23 protein-coding genes are annotated in these 16983 nt (G+C 40.2%); 20 read left to right on the top strand and 3 right to left on the bottom strand.

Going from position 1 to position 16983, the window contains the following annotated elements; translation table 11 throughout:
• Positions 1–44: 44 nt before the first annotated feature.
• The 3 genes from rimM to HMPREF2987_RS02225 are packed head-to-tail and all read left to right on the top strand — an operon-like array spanning position 45 to position 1623.
• Entirely contained in the window at positions 45–563 is a 519-nt protein-coding gene (gene rimM, locus HMPREF2987_RS02235) for a ribosome maturation factor RimM (protein WP_075229151.1), read from the top strand.
• Positions 553–1272, top strand: a complete 720-nt coding sequence (gene trmD / locus HMPREF2987_RS02230; RefSeq protein WP_075229150.1) for a tRNA (guanosine(37)-N1)-methyltransferase TrmD — start codon at positions 553–555, stop codon at positions 1270–1272. Before rimM ends, trmD begins: the two co-directional genes overlap by 11 nt.
• Positions 1273–1284: 12 nt before the next feature.
• A complete protein-coding gene (locus tag HMPREF2987_RS02225; RefSeq protein ID WP_001196044.1) occupies positions 1285–1623 on the top strand; it encodes an ATP cone domain-containing protein in 339 nt (112 codons plus the stop codon).
• A gap of 30 nt (positions 1624–1653) precedes the next feature.
• Here HMPREF2987_RS02225 and HMPREF2987_RS02220 read toward each other — a convergent pair whose 3' ends face one another.
• Positions 1654–1974: a hypothetical protein gene (locus HMPREF2987_RS02220; RefSeq protein WP_075229149.1), complete on the bottom strand. Its 321-nt coding sequence runs from the start codon at positions 1972–1974 to the stop codon at positions 1654–1656.
• A gap of 98 nt (positions 1975–2072) precedes the next feature.
• Here HMPREF2987_RS02220 and HMPREF2987_RS02215 point away from each other — a divergent pair, with 98 nt between their 5' ends.
• Entirely contained in the window at positions 2073–2288 is a 216-nt protein-coding gene (locus HMPREF2987_RS02215) for a YdbC family protein (RefSeq protein ID WP_000807425.1), read from the top strand.
• Between the two features lie 50 nt (positions 2289–2338).
• Here the strand turns inward: HMPREF2987_RS02215 and HMPREF2987_RS02210 are convergent, their stop codons facing one another.
• Together HMPREF2987_RS02210 and gor are read right to left on the bottom strand one after the other, a co-directional pair.
• Positions 2339–2878 (bottom strand): biotin transporter BioY, encoded by a 540-nt coding sequence (locus HMPREF2987_RS02210; RefSeq protein WP_049548822.1) that lies wholly within the window; start codon positions 2876–2878, stop codon positions 2339–2341.
• Positions 2879–3213: 335 nt separating this feature from the next.
• Entirely contained in the window at positions 3214–4560 is a 1347-nt protein-coding gene (gene gor / locus HMPREF2987_RS02200) for a glutathione-disulfide reductase (RefSeq protein WP_075229147.1), read from the bottom strand.
• Between the two features lie 239 nt (positions 4561–4799).
• Here gor and HMPREF2987_RS02195 point away from each other — a divergent pair, with 239 nt between their 5' ends.
• The 16 genes from HMPREF2987_RS02195 to HMPREF2987_RS02120 all read left to right on the top strand — a co-directional run bounded on the left by HMPREF2987_RS02195 (position 4800) and on the right by HMPREF2987_RS02120 (position 16948).
• The gene (locus HMPREF2987_RS02195) at positions 4800–5987 is read left to right on the top strand and encodes an efflux RND transporter periplasmic adaptor subunit (protein WP_075229146.1); all 1188 of its coding nucleotides are present in this window, start codon (positions 4800–4802) and stop codon (positions 5985–5987) included.
• Positions 5971–6672, top strand: a complete 702-nt coding sequence (locus HMPREF2987_RS02190) for an ABC transporter ATP-binding protein (protein ID WP_075229145.1) — start codon at positions 5971–5973, stop codon at positions 6670–6672. Before HMPREF2987_RS02195 ends, HMPREF2987_RS02190 begins: the two co-directional genes overlap by 17 nt.
• Position 6673: 1 nt before the next feature.
• Positions 6674–7933: an ABC transporter permease gene (locus HMPREF2987_RS02185; RefSeq protein ID WP_075229144.1), complete on the top strand. Its 1260-nt coding sequence runs from the start codon at positions 6674–6676 to the stop codon at positions 7931–7933.
• 133 nt (positions 7934–8066) lie between these two features.
• Positions 8067–10064, top strand: a complete 1998-nt coding sequence (metG, locus tag HMPREF2987_RS02180) for a methionine--tRNA ligase (protein WP_075229143.1) — start codon at positions 8067–8069, stop codon at positions 10062–10064.
• A 100-nt stretch (positions 10065–10164) separates the two neighbouring features.
• Entirely contained in the window at positions 10165–11091 is a 927-nt protein-coding gene (locus HMPREF2987_RS02175) for an aldo/keto reductase (protein ID WP_075229142.1), read from the top strand.
• A 98-nt stretch (positions 11092–11189) separates the two neighbouring features.
• Positions 11190–11426, top strand: coding sequence for a DUF2829 domain-containing protein (locus HMPREF2987_RS02170; protein WP_000141913.1), 237 nt, complete (start codon positions 11190–11192; stop codon positions 11424–11426).
• Entirely contained in the window at positions 11419–12117 is a 699-nt protein-coding gene (locus HMPREF2987_RS02165) for a 3-oxoacyl-ACP reductase (protein WP_075229141.1), read from the top strand. The genes HMPREF2987_RS02170 and HMPREF2987_RS02165 overlap by 8 nt, the downstream gene beginning before the upstream one ends.
• Positions 12118–12153: 36 nt before the next feature.
• The gene (locus HMPREF2987_RS02160; protein ID WP_075229140.1) at positions 12154–12489 is read left to right on the top strand and encodes a hypothetical protein; all 336 of its coding nucleotides are present in this window, start codon (positions 12154–12156) and stop codon (positions 12487–12489) included.
• Between the two features lie 18 nt (positions 12490–12507).
• Positions 12508–12927 (top strand): SMI1/KNR4 family protein, encoded by a 420-nt coding sequence (locus HMPREF2987_RS02155; protein WP_075229139.1) that lies wholly within the window; start codon positions 12508–12510, stop codon positions 12925–12927.
• A gap of 18 nt (positions 12928–12945) precedes the next feature.
• Positions 12946–13284 carry a DUF7716 domain-containing protein gene (locus tag HMPREF2987_RS02150; protein WP_075229138.1) on the top strand — a complete coding sequence of 113 codons (339 nt, stop codon included), beginning with the start codon at positions 12946–12948 and terminating at the stop codon, positions 13282–13284.
• 53 nt (positions 13285–13337) lie between these two features.
• Entirely contained in the window at positions 13338–13709 is a 372-nt protein-coding gene (locus HMPREF2987_RS02145; protein WP_075229137.1) for an Imm51 family immunity protein, read from the top strand.
• A gap of 51 nt (positions 13710–13760) precedes the next feature.
• A complete protein-coding gene (locus tag HMPREF2987_RS02140; protein WP_075229136.1) occupies positions 13761–14366 on the top strand; it encodes a DUF6707 family protein in 606 nt (201 codons plus the stop codon).
• A 39-nt stretch (positions 14367–14405) separates the two neighbouring features.
• On the top strand, positions 14406–14885 hold the full coding sequence (locus HMPREF2987_RS02135) for an NUDIX hydrolase (RefSeq protein WP_075229135.1): 480 nt from the start codon (positions 14406–14408) through the stop codon (positions 14883–14885).
• A 7-nt stretch (positions 14886–14892) separates the two neighbouring features.
• Complete coding sequence (locus HMPREF2987_RS02130; RefSeq protein ID WP_075229134.1) at positions 14893–15621, top strand: GNAT family N-acetyltransferase; 729 nt, start codon at positions 14893–14895, stop codon at positions 15619–15621.
• Between the two features lie 41 nt (positions 15622–15662).
• Entirely contained in the window at positions 15663–16511 is an 849-nt protein-coding gene (locus HMPREF2987_RS02125; protein ID WP_142995335.1) for a putative PEP-binding protein, read from the top strand.
• The gene (locus HMPREF2987_RS02120; protein ID WP_075229133.1) at positions 16508–16948 is read left to right on the top strand and encodes an ASCH domain-containing protein; all 441 of its coding nucleotides are present in this window, start codon (positions 16508–16510) and stop codon (positions 16946–16948) included. Before HMPREF2987_RS02125 ends, HMPREF2987_RS02120 begins: the two co-directional genes overlap by 4 nt.
• Positions 16949–16983 lie beyond the last annotated feature (35 nt).

Below are 16983 nucleotides of genomic sequence, written 5' to 3'. Positions count from 1 at the left end.
TGGAACGTGATAAAATAAAGGAAGAAACATACACAGGAGATCAAATGAACTATTTTAACGTTGGAAAAATCGTCAATACACAAGGTTTACAAGGTGAGATGAGAGTCTTATCTGTGACGGATTTTTCGGAAGAACGCTTTAAAAAAGGTGCAGAACTTGCCTTATTTGATGAGAAGGATCAATTTGTTAGAACAGTGACTGTCGCAAGTCACCGTAAGCATAAAAATTTTGACATCATCAAATTTAAGGATATGTATCACATCAATGATATCGAAAAATACAAGGGCTACAGTTTGAAGGTTGCAGAAGAAAACCTGAATGACCTGGATGAGGGTGAATTTTACTATCACGAGATTATTGGACTAGAGGTCTACGAGGGTGACAACTTGATTGGAACCATTAAGGAAATTCTTCAACCAGGTGCCAATGATGTTTGGGTAGTTAAGCGTAAGGGGAAACGTGATCTGCTTTTACCATATATCCCACCGGTTGTCCTCAATGTTGATATTCCAAATAAGCGTGTGGATGTAGAACTCTTAGAAGGGTTAGACGATGAAGATTGATATTTTAACCCTCTTTCCAGAGATGTTCTCTCCGCTAGAACATTCTATCGTTGGAAAGGCTAGAGAAAAAGGTCTTTTAGATATCCAATATCATAATTTTCGTGAATATGCTGAAAAGGCCCGTCATGTGGATGATGAACCCTACGGCGGTGGTCAAGGGATGTTGCTACGTGCGCAGCCAATCTTTGATGCCTTTGATGCTATTGAAAAGAAGAATCCGCGCGTGATTCTTTTGGATCCTGCTGGTAAGCAGTTTGATCAAGCCTATGCTGAAGATTTAGCCCAAGAAGAAGAACTCATCTTTATCTGTGGTCACTACGAGGGCTATGATGAACGCATTAAGACCTTGGTAACAGATGAGATTTCTCTGGGTGATTATGTCTTGACTGGAGGAGAATTGGCGGCCATGACCATGATAGATGCGACTGTTCGCCTGATTCCAGAAGTGATTGGTAAGGAATCTAGCCACCAAGATGATAGTTTTTCATCTGGGCTCCTTGAATATCCTCAGTACACACGTCCTTATGATTATCGTGGCATGGTGGTTCCAGAAGTGCTTATGAGTGGGCATCATGAGAAGATTCGTCAATGGCGTCTCTATGAAAGTCTCAAAAAAACTTATGAGCGTAGACCAGATTTGTTGGAACATTACGAATTAACAGCAGAAGAAGCTAAAATGTTAGCGGACATTAAAGAAAATACAAATTAAAAGGAGAAGCCTATGCAAGTCATTAAACGTGATGGACAAGTTGCCGACTTTGATCCAGATAAAATTTATCAAGCCATTCTCAAAGCTGCTCAAACGGTTTATGTTTTGACAGATGATTTACGTCAAAATCTAGCTCAGGTAACTAAGAAAGTTGTCTTGGATCTAGAAGAGGCAAAAGTGGAGCGTGCGACAATCAGCATGATTCAATCAATGGTTGAGCATCGCTTGCTTGGTGCAGGTTACATCACCATCGCTGAACACTATATCTCTTACCGTTTGCAACGGGATTTAGAGAGAAGTGGTTACGGAGAACACATTGCTGTTCACCTTCATTTTGAACAAATCCGTTAATAGAAAAGAGTGAGATGAAGAAAACTCATCTCACTCTTTCTTAAATCGATTTTTTTGGGCAGTTTGGACAGTTGAGGGAACAAAACTTATTTTTTGAATATCTGGGATTCGAATAATGCGGGTCATATTTTTTGCAAAATTTTTAACGATAATTTGCTGGCGGTCTGTATCAAATTTGATGATATCCCCTGTAAAACTTGTATCTGAAAAAATAATGTGGACAGCAGTTTTTTTCAGGACTGCCTCTTTAATGGCACTTGTCAGGGAGTCAGCTTTGGAATGATCTGGTTCTTCTCGTTCGTTGAGAAATCCTTGGAATTTTTGTTGAATATGTTTAAATAAATCTTTCATCGGAGCCTCCCTTCTTTTTACCATTATTATATACAATTTTAAAAAAATCTACAAGATTTTACGAATAATCAAGTGAAGACAATTAAAAGGAGAATACAATGGCAGAATTTACATTTGAAATCGAAGAACACTTACTTACGCTCTCAGAGAATGAAAAAGGTTGGACCAAGGAAATCAATCGTGTCAGCTTTAATGGAGCACCAGCAAAGTTTGACATTCGTGCTTGGAGTCCAGACCACACTAAGATGGGGAAAGGAATCACCCTGTCAAACGAGGAGTTTCAAGTGATGGTCGATGCCTTTAAGAATCAATAAGCAATCATGTAAGAATAACCCAAAAGAAGCTGGGAAAACCCGGCCTCTTTTTATTTGCTTGAAAAATAGGATTGAGTACGGAGACGTTGAAGGAGTGGTCGACCGATAAAACTGATGGCAAGGATTTTTGCAAGATCAGGAATGATAAAGGGAATGACACCGACAGCTAGTGCTTTATCAAAAGGCATACCAGCAAGGAAGTGGAGGCTGAGAATACCACCAACAAAAACAAGGGAATCTCCCAAGAGATTTGCAAGAAAGATACGAATATAGCCACTTTTCTTATGGATAAGATAGGACGTAAGTCCAGCATAGACAAGGTCAAACCAAAGATAGCCAGCGCTTGGACCTACCAAAACATGAAAACCAGCTCCCCCACTGGCAAAGACAGGAATACCGATAGCACCCAGCAAGAGATAGAGACCAACAGAAAGAACGGCTTCCCTAGGTCGAAAAACAGTAGCGATGAGTCCGATAGCAAAATTTTGAAGAGTAAATGGAACAGGTCCAATTGGGATACTGATTTGGGCTAATACTGCAATCAGAGCAGCTCCAATAGCAGGAATTGCGTAAATATGTGCTTTTTTCATAATAGTTAACCTCTTTTTTAATTTATAGTAACTATTATACTGCAAGGAAGATGATTGTCAACCTATTTTGTGAATAAAGGTTACAAATTTGTAACGGCCGATTTAGACAAAAAAGTCGGCTTGGATTTTTTTAAAACACTGATAAATCTTATCAGTAATAAAAAGAGTAGCCTTATGGAGCTTGGCTACCATATAGTGAAAATTCTTAGAAATCCTGATGGCATGCTATTTTTAAGTGTTTTATAATTTGCTCTAATAAAAGAAAAAGATTGAAGAAAATGGTCCTAAATAGGCTTTTTCTTCAATCTGAGTGACCAAGATGGTCTCTTTTTGTATTAACGCATGGTCACAAATTCTTCTGAACCTGTAGGATGGATAGCGACCGTTGCATCAAAGTCAGCTTTAGTAGCTCCCATCTTGATTGCTACAGCAAAACCTTGAATCATTTCATCAACACCGTAGCCGATACCATGAAGGCCAACTACCTTTTCGTTCTCACCAGCTGTAACTAGCTTGAAGCGAGCTTCTTGACGGTGGCTAGTTACTGCTGAATACATAGAAGCAAATTTTGAAGTATAAACTTTAATGTTTTCTTGTCCATACTCTTTGATAGCTTCTTCCTCAGTTAGACCGACAGTTCCGATTGCTGGGTGAGAGAAGACAACAGTTGGAATAGTAGTGTAGTCCATTTTAGCATTGGTTTTACCGTTGAAAAGTCTTTCGGATAGGGTACGACCAGCCTTGATTGCGACAGGAGTAAGTTCTTTCTCACCTGTGACATCTCCAAGAGCGTAGATACCATCAACGATAGTGTTTTGATATTCATCAACCTGGATAAAGCCACGTTCATTGAGGGTAACACCAGCTTTTTCAAGTTGAAGTCCTTCAACGTTTGGACGGCGACCAGTTGCCCAGATAACCTGACTGGCAGTGTGGCTGCTACCATCTTCAAAATGAATCCTAATACCTTCTTCGGTTTTTTCAAGTTTTGCTGGAACCTTATGGGTGTGGAGGTTTAATCCAGTATTTTCCATTTCTTGAACCAAGCTCTCAACAATATAGCTATCAAATCCACGAAGTGGACGCTCACGACGGACGAATAAATCAGTCTGTACACCAAGGGTATGGAGCACGCCAGCTAATTCGACAGCAATGTAACCAGCACCTAAAATGGCTACAGATTCAGGCAATTCTTCCCAGGCAAAGACATCATCAGAACTACCACCTAGTTCAGCACCAGGAATGGCAGGGATATGAGGATGGGCCCCAGTTGCAATCACGATGTGCTTAGCACGGATCAACTCACCATTGACACTGACTGTATGAGCATCAACAAACTCGGCACGTCCTTCAATCAAATCAACTCCGTTACGCTTAAAGCTTCCACCATAAGAAGAACGAGCACGGTCAATATAGGCTTCACGATTCTTACGAAGCGTTGCGTAATCAAATTGATTCCCAGTACTTGTAAAACCATAGTCAGGTCCATATTTGTGGATACTCTCTGCGATTTGAGCACCGTACCACATGATTTTCTTGGGAACACAGCCCAAATTTACACAAGTTCCACCTAATTTCTTTTCCTCAATGACTGCAGCTTTTGCCCCGTGTTCACCAGCACGATTCATGGTAGCAATTCCCCCGCTACCTCCTCCAATGGCGATAATATCATATTCTCTCATAGAAAGCTCCTTTACTTGTTTTCTAGTCATATTCTATCTTTTTTTGGGAGTCAATGCAAAAATCTGCTACGCTTAAAAATTTTAAGAAAATGCTTGCAAAAATAAAAAAGAAAGTGTATTGTATAACTAATACAACAATAAAAGGATCTTACAAATAAATTTGGATTGTTAGAAATAAATTGTCCATTTTTGGGACTTGTGCTATAATCTTAATATATATTTGTAAAGAAGGAGTTCTTATGAAAAGAAAGAAAACAGCCAAGAAATGGCCTTTATATACTGCTATTGGGGTTGCAACAGCCCTCGTAATTGGTGCTGGAGCTATTCTCCTATTTAGACAACCAAACCAAAGTGCAGCAATTGACGAATCTGCTAAAATCGCTGTAGCAAAAGAGGGAACGGTTGCTTCATCGGTTCTTCTATCGGGTAGTATAACTGCTCAAAAAGAACAATATGTTTATTTTGATGGTAGCAAGGGAGATTTGGATGAGGTTCTAGTTTCAGTTGGTGACAAGGTCAGCGAAGGACAGGCTCTCGTCAAGTATAGTAGCACAGAAGCTCAGGCTGCCTATGATGCTGCCAGTCGTGCAGTTGCTAAAGCTGACCGTCATATCAATGAATTGAATGAGGCTCGAAATACTGCTGCAGCAACACCTGTGCTCCCTCAGGCAGGGATTGAAGGCGCTACGGACCAAGCCCAAGCGCAATCTTCTACATCAGCTACAGCTTCTATTGATTCACAAATCAGTGATGCCCGTGATGTTCGTGCAGACGCAGTGGCACAACTTGAAAAAGCCCAGGCTCAGTTGGATGCTGCTACAGTTTTGAGTACTGTAGAAGGTACAGTTGTTGAAGTCAATCGCAATGTTTCAAAATCTCCAACAGGAAATAGCCAAGTCTTGGTGCATATCGTTAGTAACGACAATTTGCAGGTCAAGGGCGAGCTTTCTGAGTACAACCTTGCCAATCTTTCTGTAGGCCAAGAAGTTACCTTTACTTCAAAGGTTTACCCAGATAAAACTTGGAATGGTAAGATTAGCTATATTTCAAATTATCCAAAGAACAGTAGCGAAGCAAGTAGTAGCTTAGCTGGTTCAAACTCAGGATCTAAGTACCCATATACGGTCGATGTAACTAGTGAAATTGGCGATTTGAAGCAAGGATTTACTGTTAGTGTTGAAGTCAAGAATAAGAGCAAGGCCTTGATCGTTCCAATTTCGAGTGTAGTTATGGAAGAAGACAAAAACTATGTTTGGATTCTTGATGAAAATCAAAAGGCCAAAAAAGTTGAAGTTGGATTGGGCAATGCGGACGCAGAAAACCAAGAAATCACATCTGGTTTGACAGATGGAGCAAAAGTCATCAGTAATCCGACAGCTTCCTTAGAAGAAGGGAAAGAGGTGAAGACTGATGAAGCAACTAATTAGCCTCAAAAATATCTGCCGTAGCTATCGAAATGGTGACCAAGAACTTCAAGTCCTTAAAAACATTAACCTAGAAGTTCAAGAGGGAGAATTTGTAGCTATCATGGGACCATCCGGTTCAGGTAAGTCAACCCTCATGAACACCATTGGGATGTTGGATACTCCTACAAGTGGTCAGTATTTTCTAGATGGCAAAGAAGTAGCTGGTCTGGGTGAAAAACAATTAGCCAAGGTTCGAAATCAAGAAATCGGATTTGTCTTTCAACAATTCTTTCTCTTGTCTAAAATGAATGCCCTCCAAAATGTCGAACTTCCTCTGATTTATGCAGGAGTTGGTGCTTCAAAGCGTCGCAAATTAGCAGAAGAGTATCTGGAAAAGGTTGAGTTGACAGAGCGGAGCCATCACTTACCTTCGGAGTTGTCAGGTGGTCAGAAGCAAAGAGTTGCCATAGCGCGTGCATTGGTCAACAATCCTTCAATCATCTTGGCAGATGAGCCTACTGGAGCTTTGGATACTAAAACTGGAAATCAGATCATGCAACTCTTAGTTGAATTAAATAAAGAAGGAAAAACCATCATTATGGTTACGCATGAACCTGAAATTGCTGCTTATGCCAAACGTCAGATTGTCATTCGTGATGGCGTCATTTCATCTGATAGTGGTCTCGTAGAAAAGGAGGAAAACTAAGATGCAGAATCTGAAATTTGCCTTTTCATCCATTATGGCTCACAAGATGCGTTCTTTCTTAACCATGATTGGTATCATTATCGGCGTATCATCCGTTGTCGTCATCATGGCCTTGGGAGACTCTCTGTCACGCCAAGTCAATAAAAACATGACCAAGTCCCAGAAAGATATCCATGTCTTTTTCTCGCCTACCAAGAGTAAGGACGGATCCTTCACCCAGAAGCAATCTGCTCTAACCCTGTCTGGTAAAGAGGAAGATGTTTTTGTTGAACTACCTAAACCACAAGAAGCCTGGGTTAAGGAAGCTGCTAAGCTCAAAGGTGTGGATAGTTACTATGTGACTAACTCAACCAATGTGACCTTGACTTATAAGGATAAGAAGGTCGAACGTGCCAGCTTGACAGGTGGAAACATCACCTATATGGATGCAGTCGAAAATGAAATCGTTGCAGGTCGTAGCCTTAGAGCACAAGATTATAAGGATTTCGCTAGTGTTATCATTTTAGATGAAGAACTTGCTAATAGTCTTTTTGGTTCTGCACAGGAAGCACTCAATCAGCTTGTTGAAGTAAATGAAATCAGTTATCGTGTTATTGGTGTTTATGCTAGTAAGGAAGCTAAGGCTGCAAAAACCTTTGGGATTGGAGGACTACCAATCACGACCAATATTTCTCTTGCGGCCAATTTTAACACCGACGAAATTTCTGATATCGTTTTTCGTGTTAACGATACGACCTTAACTCAGACTTTAGGACCAGAATTGGCTAGAAGGATGACAGAGATTGCAGGTCTCCAACAAGGGGAGTATCAGGTAGGAGATGCTTCTGCCGCCTTCCAAGAAGTGCAACAAATGTTTGGCTTTGTAACAACTGTCATCAGTGCTATTGCTGGGATTTCCCTCTTTGTTGGTGGTACCGGTGTTATGAACATTATGCTTGTTTCGGTGACAGAGCGTACCCGTGAGATTGGTCTTCGAAAAGCACTAGGAGCAACACGAGCTAATATTCTGGTTCAGTTCTTGATTGAATCCATGATTTTGACCATGTTAGGTGGATTCATCGGTCTTCTGCTGGCTGCAGGAGTGACCATGCTTGCAGGCGTTCTTCTTCAAAACTTGATTGCAGGAATAGAAGTTGGAGTATCCATCCCAATCGCTCTCTTTAGTTTAGCAGTCTCAGCTGGCATAGGTATGATTTTCGGAGTTCTACCAGCCAATAAAGCTTCTAAGCTAGATCCGATTGAAGCTCTTCGCTATGAATAAGATAATCAACAGGAAAAACAAGATGGACATCAGTCTGTCTTGTTTTTGTATGGATTTCTTATCGAAAATCATCAAAATATGATATAATGAAGTGTTAGAAAAACAGGTTTCATTTGCCTGGAAAGGAAATATTATGTCTGAAAAGAATTTTTATATTACAACGCCGATTTACTATCCATCTGGTAAACTTCATATCGGTTCTGCCTACACTACCATCGCTTGTGATGTCTTAGCTCGCTACAAACGCCTTATGGGCTACGATGTCTTTTATTTGACAGGTCTGGATGAGCATGGTCAAAAGATTCAACAAAAAGCAGAAGAAGCTGGCATCACACCTCAAGCTTATGTTGATGGCATGGCAGTTGGAGTTAAAGAACTCTGGAAATTATTGGATATCTCATACGATAAATTTATCCGTACAACTGATGACTACCATGAAAAAGTAGTGGCTCAAGTTTTTGAACGCTTGCTTGCTCAAGATGACATCTACCTAGGTGAATACTCTGGTTGGTATTCAGTTTCAGATGAGGAATTCTTTACAGAAAGTCAACTTGCGGAAGTTTTCCGTGACGAAGCTGGAAATGTAACTGGCGGTATCGCACCATCAGGTCACGAGGTTGAATGGGTTTCAGAAGAATCTTACTTCCTTCGCCTCAGCAAATACCAAGACCGCTTGGTCGAATTTTTCAAATCACATCCTGACTTCATCACTCCAGATGGTCGTCTTAATGAAATGTTACGTAACTTCATTGAGCCAGGTTTGGAAGACTTAGCGGTTTCTCGTACAACCTTTACCTGGGGTGTACCTGTCCCATCAAATCCTAAACACGTTGTCTATGTTTGGATCGATGCCCTTCTCAACTATGCGACAGCTCTTGGCTACGGTCAAGATGAACATGGTAACTTTGACAAGTTCTGGAATGGAACAGTCTTCCACATGGTTGGAAAAGATATCCTTCGTTTTCACTCAATCTACTGGCCAATCCTTCTTATGATGTTAGATATCAAATTGCCAAATCGATTGATTGCTCACGGTTGGTTCGTCATGAAAGATGGCAAAATGTCTAAGTCAAAAGGGAATGTCGTATACCCTGAAATGTTGGTAGAGCGTTATGGACTAGATCCACTTCGTTACTACCTCATGCGTAGCCTTCCGGTTGGTTCAGACGGAACCTTCACTCCTGAAGACTATGTCGGCCGTATCAATTATGAATTAGCCAATGACCTTGGAAACCTCCTCAACCGTACGGTTTCTATGATTAACAAGTACTTTGGCGGGCAAGTCCCTGCCTATGTAGAAGGTGTAACAGAGTTTGACCATGCTCTTGCTGAGGTTGCAGAACAATCAATCGCAGACTACCATACACACATGGAAGCAGTTGACTACCCACGTGCCCTAGAAGCAGTATGGACTCTTATCTCTCGTACTAACAAATACATCGACGAGACAGCTCCGTGGGTCTTGGCTAAGGATGAAGCACTTCGTGATCAATTGGCAAGTGTCATGAGCCACTTGGCAGCTAGCCTTCGTGTCGTTGCTCACTTGATGGAGCCATTTATGATGGAAACCAGTCGTGCAGTCTTGACTCAACTTGGCTTGGAAGAAGTAGCGAGCCTTGAAAACTTGAGCTTGGCTGACTTCCCAGCAGATGTGACTGTTGTTGCCAAAGGAACACCAATCTTCCCACGCCTCGATATGGAAGAAGAAATCGCCTATATCAAGGAACAAATGGAAGGCAACAAACCAGCCGTCGAAAAAGAATGGAATCCAGATGAAGTTGAACTCAAACTCAACAAGGATGAAATCAAGTTTGAAGACTTTGACAAGGTCGAAATACGTGTCGCAGAAGTCAAAGAAGTGTCTAAAGTGGAAGGTTCTGATAAGTTGCTTCAATTCCGCCTTGATGCTGGAGATGGTGAAGATCGTCAAATCCTTTCTGGTATTGCGAAATACTATCCAAACGAACAAGAATTGGTCGGCAAGAAAGTACAAATCGTTGCCAACCTCAAACCACGTAAGATGATGAAAAAATATGTCAGCCAAGGGATGATTCTATCAGCTGAACATGATGGCAAATTAACCCTTCTCACAGTTGATCCAGCTGTACCAAACGGAAGTGTGATTGGATAAGATTAAAGAGCCAGTTTGAGCTGGTTCTTTTCTTTTGTGAGATAGCAGTTGATAAAAGTGACATTCTGCTTTATAATGAAGAAAAACGGAGGAAATTGCCATGAAATACATTCCATTTGGTCAAGAGAAAAGAGAACTATCAGAAATTGTCCTAGGCATGATGCGAATCAGTGACAAGTCGGTTAAAGAGGTTGAGGAGTTGGTTGAAACAGCCCTAACTGTAGGAATCAATGCCTTTGACTTGGCAGATATCTACGGTGGTGGTCGTTGCGAAGAATTACTGGGTCAAGTGTTAAACAATCGTCCTGACCTGCGAGAAAAGATGTGGATCCAGTCCAAATGTGGCATTCGCATTGAAGAATTTACCTATTTTGATTTTTCAAAAGATTATATTTTAGAATCAGTAGACGGGATTCTAAAAAGATTGCAGGTTGATTATCTAGATAGCTTGCTTCTCCATCGCCCAGATGCCTTGATGGAAGCTGATCAAGTGGCTCAAGCCTTTGATATTCTACACAAATCAGGTAAAGTTCGAGACTTCGGTGTCTCCAATCAAAATCCTATGATGATGGAATTACTGAAGAAAGAGGTCAAACAACCTTTATCTATCAATCAATTACAACTAAGCGCAGCTTTCACGCCAGGATTTGAATCAGGTTTCCATGTCAATATGGAAGGTGACAAGGCAGCTTTGCGTGATGGTAGCGTCTTTGAATACTGCAAATTAAACGACATGGTTATTCAGGCCTGGTCAGTCTTGCAGTTCGGATATTTCAAAGGGAATTTTGTCGGCAATGAGAAGTTCCAACAACTAAACCAAGTCCTAAATCGATTAGCCTTAAAATACGGTGTGAGCCCATCAGCTATTGCTATCGCTTGGGTGTTACGCTATCCAGCTAAGATGCAGGCAGTAGTAGGAACAACTAACCCTAAACATTTGATAGAAGCAAGCCAAGCTAGTAATGTCAACCTAACTCGAAAAGAATGGTATGAGATTTACCTCGCAGCAGGGAATGATTTACCTTAGGAAAAAATGCATTTTAAGAAATCACAGTCAAAAAGCCGTTGAAAAACGGTTTTTTGTTATAATTAAATTAAGATTCATAGATAACAAAGGAGAACATCATGACTTTTGAAGAAATTTTGCCTGGACTAAAGGCTAAGAAAAAATATGTACGAACTGGCTGGGGTGGAGCTGAAAACTATGTCCAACTTTTTGATACTATCGAGCAAAATGGCGTCGCCCTTGAAGTGACACCTTATTTCCTCATCAACGTATCTGGTGAAGGAGAAGGTTTTTCTATGTGGAGTCCAACTCCTTGTGATGTCTTAGCGACGGATTGGGTGGAAGTCCATGACTAAATGTGTCCTTGTTACAGGGGTTAGCTCAGGGATTGGTCTGGCTCAAGCTCGACTCTTTTTAGAAAAAGGTTATCAGGTTTATGGTGCGGATCAAGGAGAAAATCCAGTCTTAGACGGTGATTTCCACTTTTTACAACGTGATTTAACACTTGACTTAGAACCAATTTTTGACTGGTGCCCTCAGGTGGATGTTCTCTGCAATACAGCTGGAGTTTTAGATGGCTACCAGCCTTTACTAGAACAATCTGCTCAGAAAATCCAAGAGATTTTTGAAATCAATTACGTAACTCCAGTGGAGTTGACCCGCTATTATTTGATGAACATGTTGGAACATAAGCATGGGATTATCATCAATATGTGCTCCATTGCTTCAAATCTAGCAGGCGGAGGTGGTCACGCCTATACCTCGTCTAAACACGCCTTGGCTGGATTTACCAAGCAGTTGGCTCTAGACTATGCAGAAGCAGGTATCCAGGTCTTTGGAATCGCACCAGGTGCAGTTAAGACGGGCATGACCGCAGCTGACTTTGAACCAGGAGGTCTAGCAGACTGGGTAGCAAGTGAAACACCCATCAAACGCTGGATAGAACCAGAAGAAGTAGCAGAGATTAGCCTTTTCTTAGCAAGTGGAAAAGCGAGTGCCATGCAGGGACAAATCCTGACTATTGATGGTGGTTGGTCTTTGAAGTAATATAGTTGATACTCAGTGAATATGTGGAGGTAAGCTATGAAAAGAGATGAGTTTGGATTTGTCTTGCCCAATCTCTACTACCAGTTTTTAACGGACTGGAAAGAGATTGACCCCTATGAAATTGGAGATACAAGTATCTGTTTGTATGCCAAGGAGGATCTAGAGGAGCGTAATGAGACTTATCAGATTGATGAGGTAGAGCCAGATTACTTTATGATTGGACAGGAAGGAGATTTGGCCTACTTTATTAAGAAAAATGCTGATGATTGCATTTATGAAAATGACTTGGGTGCTTTAGGCTCCTTAGAAATGCAAAAAATTGCTGCAAACGTCTATGACTTTATTGATAAGAGTTTAGAGGAAGAGTTGTAAAACTGGGAGGGAGAAATCATGTTTAGAGTGCTAGATGCAGATTCACCGATTTCAAAAGAAGATTTTTTACAATTTGAGGAGATTCTTGGGAAGAAATTACCGGAAGCTATGAAGGATTTTTACCTCAAGTACAACGGTGGTCAGCCTCAGGTAAGGGGTGTCCACGATGAACGTCATATCTTTCCTTTCAATTCCTTTGATTCACTTGATGAGATGAGGAAGTCTCTTACCTGGTTTGACGATGAGGCGGTGCCTGCAGGATTTAAGGCAACAGATCTTCTCCATTTTGCCTATGATCCTGGATCTGGCAATTATGCTCTTTCACTAAGGGAAGAGGACTTTGGCAAGGTGTATTTCTATGTTCTAGAAGAAACAGCTGAAGTGTATGGTCAATGGCCATCTTTTGAGGATTTTTTGAATTCCTTTGTTGAAGAGTGAGACTAAAAAGGAGACGAGATGCGGAAACACCAAGAACTTTCACTAGAGCAGATCATCGAGCAGGTGCGCGTGGACAAGTTGGTATCAGATGATTTTTGCCTCTATGGCAAGGAGGATGGAGAACTAGCACTAGCTAGGTCCTATTGGGTATCAAATTATCCGGATGTCGTGGAAGACCGTGATATTTACCCTGCTGATGTAGTGGAGCAAAATCTCCAGCTAGTCTACTATGGAGAGCAGTTGCTTGATGTTCTCACGGTTGCACTTGAGGAAAAGCCAGATGCAAGTCACAAAGACTTTGTTGAGGCTTTGAAATATTACCATCAGCATGATAGTTTTATGCCCTTTGAACCCTAGTTACAAAGCTAGAATGTTGCAGTTCCATTGACAATATAAAAAGGAGTTAAGAAATGATAGATTACGAAAACATAAATGAAAAAATTGTCCCTTTTAGCCTGCTTGTATATGATGAGGATCCTCAAAATGTTCGCGGGTCGTTTATTTATTACCCAGATGGAGAATACAGACAGGAAGTGTTTGACACTCGAGAAGAGGAGGGATTTGAAGGAAATGGCTATGATTGGGCATCGCTAGCTTTGGTATTTTTGGAGGAAAAAATGCCTGAATTAAGCGATGCAATAGACTTTGATCCTGAAGGAAGTATGTTTTGTGCCTATTCTTCCAAGGTGGACGCCTTGGCTAAATTCGCTTTAGGATTTAAAGAATTTTGTGATGATATCGAATCTATGAAAGACTTGTTCAGTAGAGCAGAGTTGGATTAGTTGACTAAAATCTCTTTAAATTATTTTAAAAAAGAATAGAAAGGATTTCAGATGAAGCTATCAGAAGTAGTTGAGCTAGTGGAAAATCATCCAGACCTACATCCCTATTTAGATAAAATATTAAAAAAGAATAAGAAGACCCAAGTTAGTTATCTCGAATCACTGAATCATCTGGCCTATTTACTTTATCTGGATGGTCAAGAGGAAATGGCTAAGGAATTATTAGATCGTATCATACAAGTTCCATTTGAAGGGAATTATAACACTTGGACCTTTGTTGATAGCTCTCTGGGTTTATTGGCCTATCTGGAAAGAGAAAAAGAAAATCAGGTATTCGTCTATAAAAAACTCCTTTTATCTCCATTAGAACAAGGGGAGAAATCAACTCAAAAAATAAGAAGGAGAGTTCATCAGAGATTTTTGAATGGTGATAGCTTGGAGCAAAAGCTTGCAAAAATCGAGCAAGCTTCAAGTCCTGAATCGGAAATGGAACGCCGTTTGCTATACTTGACAGATTTATTGAAGATTAACCTTTTTATTGATGAGTCAACTTGTGAAGAGACAGCTATCCAAGCAAAAATCGAAGAGAATATGGAGATACTAAAGAAGTATATCAAGGAGCATGAAATCTTTAGCCTCTTTCCATTTAAGGGATGATGTAAGTTTTTAATCTTGGATTGTTAGAAAGAGTGTAAAATGAAAATCAAACATCACTTTGGTGTATACGGAGTCTGTTTTCAAGACGGTAAATTGCTTTGTATTGAGAAAACGAGAGGGCCTTATCAGCATCGTTTTGATTTACCTGGTGGTAGTCAGGAAATCGGTGAGGGTTTGACAGAAACCCTCAAGAGAGAAGTTTTGGAAGAGACAGGCTATACGCTTATCCGTTATTCAAATTCTAGAATTTATGATGTAATGGTTCAAGAAGAGGGGCAAGACTTCGCAGTACATCATATCATGGCATTTTATGATATAGAACTTGATTTCGAAGGCCCTCATAAATCCCTTCCTCAAGAAGTTATTGATGGAAGTAACGATTCAGCAAAGGCAATTTGGTTGAATTTGGAAGAAATTACTGCAGACAATGCTTCGCCTTTAGTATTGAAGGTGAAGGCAGAGTTACGAGGATTTTCAGAATTGGACATGACAAGCTATAAGAATTGGAAAGTAAAATAGAGGGACAATGGAACTATTTAAAACATGGAAGAAATATATGGTTCTCTATGGTCTTAAATCTCAAATCGGGACTGTTTATCGAAACAGTGATAGGACAACGAGCTTTTATGATATTGGGAATTTTCTATACCTAGCAGGGGAGCTAAATTCTAAATTTTGGGAAGATTTTGTTAGGAAATATGGTTTAGATTATAAGATTATTATTTCAGAAAATACCAATTGGCAAGGTTTTCTGCATCAGAAAGTGGAGCTAATTTCTTTTACTCGCTATTCTTTTAAGGATAAGGCAAATTTTCAAGTTGAATTTCTAAATGATCTAGTTAGTCATATAGAGGAAGGTTACAATATTGTACCTATTGATAATCGTATTTATAACTGCCTTTCTGAGGAAGAATGGTCACAAGATTTAAAGGGAGATTTTGAGTCCTATCAGGATTTTTCTTTAAAAGGTGGATTTGGCTTTGTGGTTCTTAAAAATAAAGAACTGATTGCTGGGATTTCCTCAGGGTTAGTTTACCGTGGAGCAGTTGAAGTGGAAGTTGCAACTAGACCAAACGAACAAGGAAATGGCTTTGCTAAAAAGCTTGGTGTTGCAATGATTCTAGAGAGTTTAAATAGAGATATGTTTCCTCTTTGGGATGCTCATAACGAGGCTTCCAAAAAAGTAGCAGAATTTTTAGGATATGAGTTAGTTGAACCTTATGAAGCTTTTGAACTAGATGAAAGCGTCATATAATGATATCTGATATTGTATCTTTTAAGACGAGGTGAATGGACATGCAAAATCAACTGGCTCTTAGTGGCGAAAGAATTGTTGAAAAAATTTACCCACAACTATTTCATCATGTTGGTATGATTCGTGGCGAATACTTGTTGAGAGAGCTCAATCAAAACATCCTGTTACCAAGTTGTCAGCAATTTGTAAAAGATTATTTAGACACTATTTGCCATTTATACTCAGATGAAGAAGTCTGGTATCGCTTTTCAGAGTTAACAAATGCAGAAGCAAATAGTCTAGACGGGAGTAAAGAGTATTTTGACGAACGCCACCCCTTATTTGGATATAGAGGGACTAGGCGTTTATTGGCGTGTCCAGATGAATTTCAGGCTGAGGCACATGTCGTTACAGAAGTTTATCAAACCAATCCCAATCTGTCTCTTATTTTTCCTTTTGTGAATGATGCTGAACAGTTAAAACAAGCTATTAGAGTATTGCGTCAGTATGGTTTTACCGGGAAAGTCGGCACGATGATTGAATTACCATCAGCTTATTTCGACTTGGACAGGATACTGGAAACGGGCATTTCAAAGATTGTAGTTGGAATGAATGATTTGACTTCATTTATTTTTGCGACTGTAAGAAACAGTCAATGGCATGATATGGAAAGTCCCATTATGTTAGAAATGCTGAGACAGATGCAGGATAAAGCAAGGATGAAAAAGATAGATTTCGCTGTAGCAGGCTATCTGAATCCTTCTTTCATACAAAAAATGAATCATATGGGGATTGAGTGCATTATCCACTACAGTTCTATTCCGGAGATTTTTAATTTAGAGATTGACCATCCAGACCATCTCAAACGTGTAAAAGAAGAAAGTAAAAAAATACAAAGGAGCAACCCATGAAACCGCAAGAAATGTGGAATGCCTACAAGCAAATCAACCCCTCTATCGGTGATGAGATAGACGCTTGGGCTTTTGGAATGGAAGCTGATTTCTTGGCAGACTTGGTTTTAAAAGGTGAAAAGACGGCAACAGCGTCGGCTTATGACCTCTACGTACTAGATGACGAACCCCTTCCGCAAGAAGGTACCTTTGACATCATTTTAGATAGTCAAAATCAGGCTGTCTGTATTGTCGAAATTACAAAGGTTTCTGTCCGGCCCTTCAATCAAGTTTCTGCTCAACATGCCTTTAAGGAAGGTGAAGGTGACAAATCCCTAGTCTATTGGCGCCAGGTTCATGAGGACTTTTTCACAGACTGTTTGGGTCAAGCAGGATTGACTTTTACACCTGACAGTAAGGTTGTTTTAGAAGAATTTCGCAAGATCTACCCACTGTAGGCTGTTAGACGGAAGAAAGTTTTGGAAATCACCGT

Origin of the sequence: Streptococcus sp. HMSC067H01, from assembly GCF_001814775.1 — a bacterium.
Taxonomy (GTDB): Bacteria; Bacillota; Bacilli; order Lactobacillales; family Streptococcaceae; genus Streptococcus.
Note: the sequence above shows the minus strand (reverse complement) of the source record. Positions and strands in the feature narration are given on the sequence as shown.

Coding starts and splice junctions, on each gene's coding strand:
- HMPREF2987_RS02145 (WP_075229137.1), top strand. CDS start 13,338: ATGATAGATTACGAAAACATAAATGAAAAAATTGTCCCTTTTAGCCTG.
- HMPREF2987_RS02165 (WP_075229141.1), top strand. CDS start 11,419: ATGACTAAATGTGTCCTTGTTACAGGGGTTAGCTCAGGGATTGGTCTG.
- HMPREF2987_RS02225 (WP_001196044.1), top strand. CDS start 1,285: ATGCAAGTCATTAAACGTGATGGACAAGTTGCCGACTTTGATCCAGAT.
- HMPREF2987_RS02140 (WP_075229136.1), top strand. CDS start 13,761: ATGAAGCTATCAGAAGTAGTTGAGCTAGTGGAAAATCATCCAGACCTA.
- HMPREF2987_RS02150 (WP_075229138.1), top strand. CDS start 12,946: ATGCGGAAACACCAAGAACTTTCACTAGAGCAGATCATCGAGCAGGTG.
- HMPREF2987_RS02120 (WP_075229133.1), top strand. CDS start 16,508: ATGAAACCGCAAGAAATGTGGAATGCCTACAAGCAAATCAACCCCTCT.
- gor (WP_075229147.1), bottom strand. CDS start 4,560: ATGAGAGAATATGATATTATCGCCATTGGAGGAGGTAGCGGGGGAATT.
- HMPREF2987_RS02155 (WP_075229139.1), top strand. CDS start 12,508: ATGTTTAGAGTGCTAGATGCAGATTCACCGATTTCAAAAGAAGATTTT.
- HMPREF2987_RS02215 (WP_000807425.1), top strand. CDS start 2,073: ATGGCAGAATTTACATTTGAAATCGAAGAACACTTACTTACGCTCTCA.
- HMPREF2987_RS02190 (WP_075229145.1), top strand. CDS start 5,971: ATGAAGCAACTAATTAGCCTCAAAAATATCTGCCGTAGCTATCGAAAT.
- HMPREF2987_RS02185 (WP_075229144.1), top strand. CDS start 6,674: ATGCAGAATCTGAAATTTGCCTTTTCATCCATTATGGCTCACAAGATG.
- HMPREF2987_RS02130 (WP_075229134.1), top strand. CDS start 14,893: ATGGAACTATTTAAAACATGGAAGAAATATATGGTTCTCTATGGTCTT.
- metG (WP_075229143.1), top strand. CDS start 8,067: ATGTCTGAAAAGAATTTTTATATTACAACGCCGATTTACTATCCATCT.
- HMPREF2987_RS02135 (WP_075229135.1), top strand. CDS start 14,406: ATGAAAATCAAACATCACTTTGGTGTATACGGAGTCTGTTTTCAAGAC.
- HMPREF2987_RS02170 (WP_000141913.1), top strand. CDS start 11,190: ATGACTTTTGAAGAAATTTTGCCTGGACTAAAGGCTAAGAAAAAATAT.
- HMPREF2987_RS02195 (WP_075229146.1), top strand. CDS start 4,800: ATGAAAAGAAAGAAAACAGCCAAGAAATGGCCTTTATATACTGCTATT.
- HMPREF2987_RS02220 (WP_075229149.1), bottom strand. CDS start 1,974: ATGAAAGATTTATTTAAACATATTCAACAAAAATTCCAAGGATTTCTC.
- rimM (WP_075229151.1), top strand. CDS start 45: ATGAACTATTTTAACGTTGGAAAAATCGTCAATACACAAGGTTTACAA.
- trmD (WP_075229150.1), top strand. CDS start 553: ATGAAGATTGATATTTTAACCCTCTTTCCAGAGATGTTCTCTCCGCTA.
- HMPREF2987_RS02210 (WP_049548822.1), bottom strand. CDS start 2,878: ATGAAAAAAGCACATATTTACGCAATTCCTGCTATTGGAGCTGCTCTG.
- HMPREF2987_RS02175 (WP_075229142.1), top strand. CDS start 10,165: ATGAAATACATTCCATTTGGTCAAGAGAAAAGAGAACTATCAGAAATT.
- HMPREF2987_RS02125 (WP_142995335.1), top strand. CDS start 15,663: ATGCAAAATCAACTGGCTCTTAGTGGCGAAAGAATTGTTGAAAAAATT.
- HMPREF2987_RS02160 (WP_075229140.1), top strand. CDS start 12,154: ATGAAAAGAGATGAGTTTGGATTTGTCTTGCCCAATCTCTACTACCAG.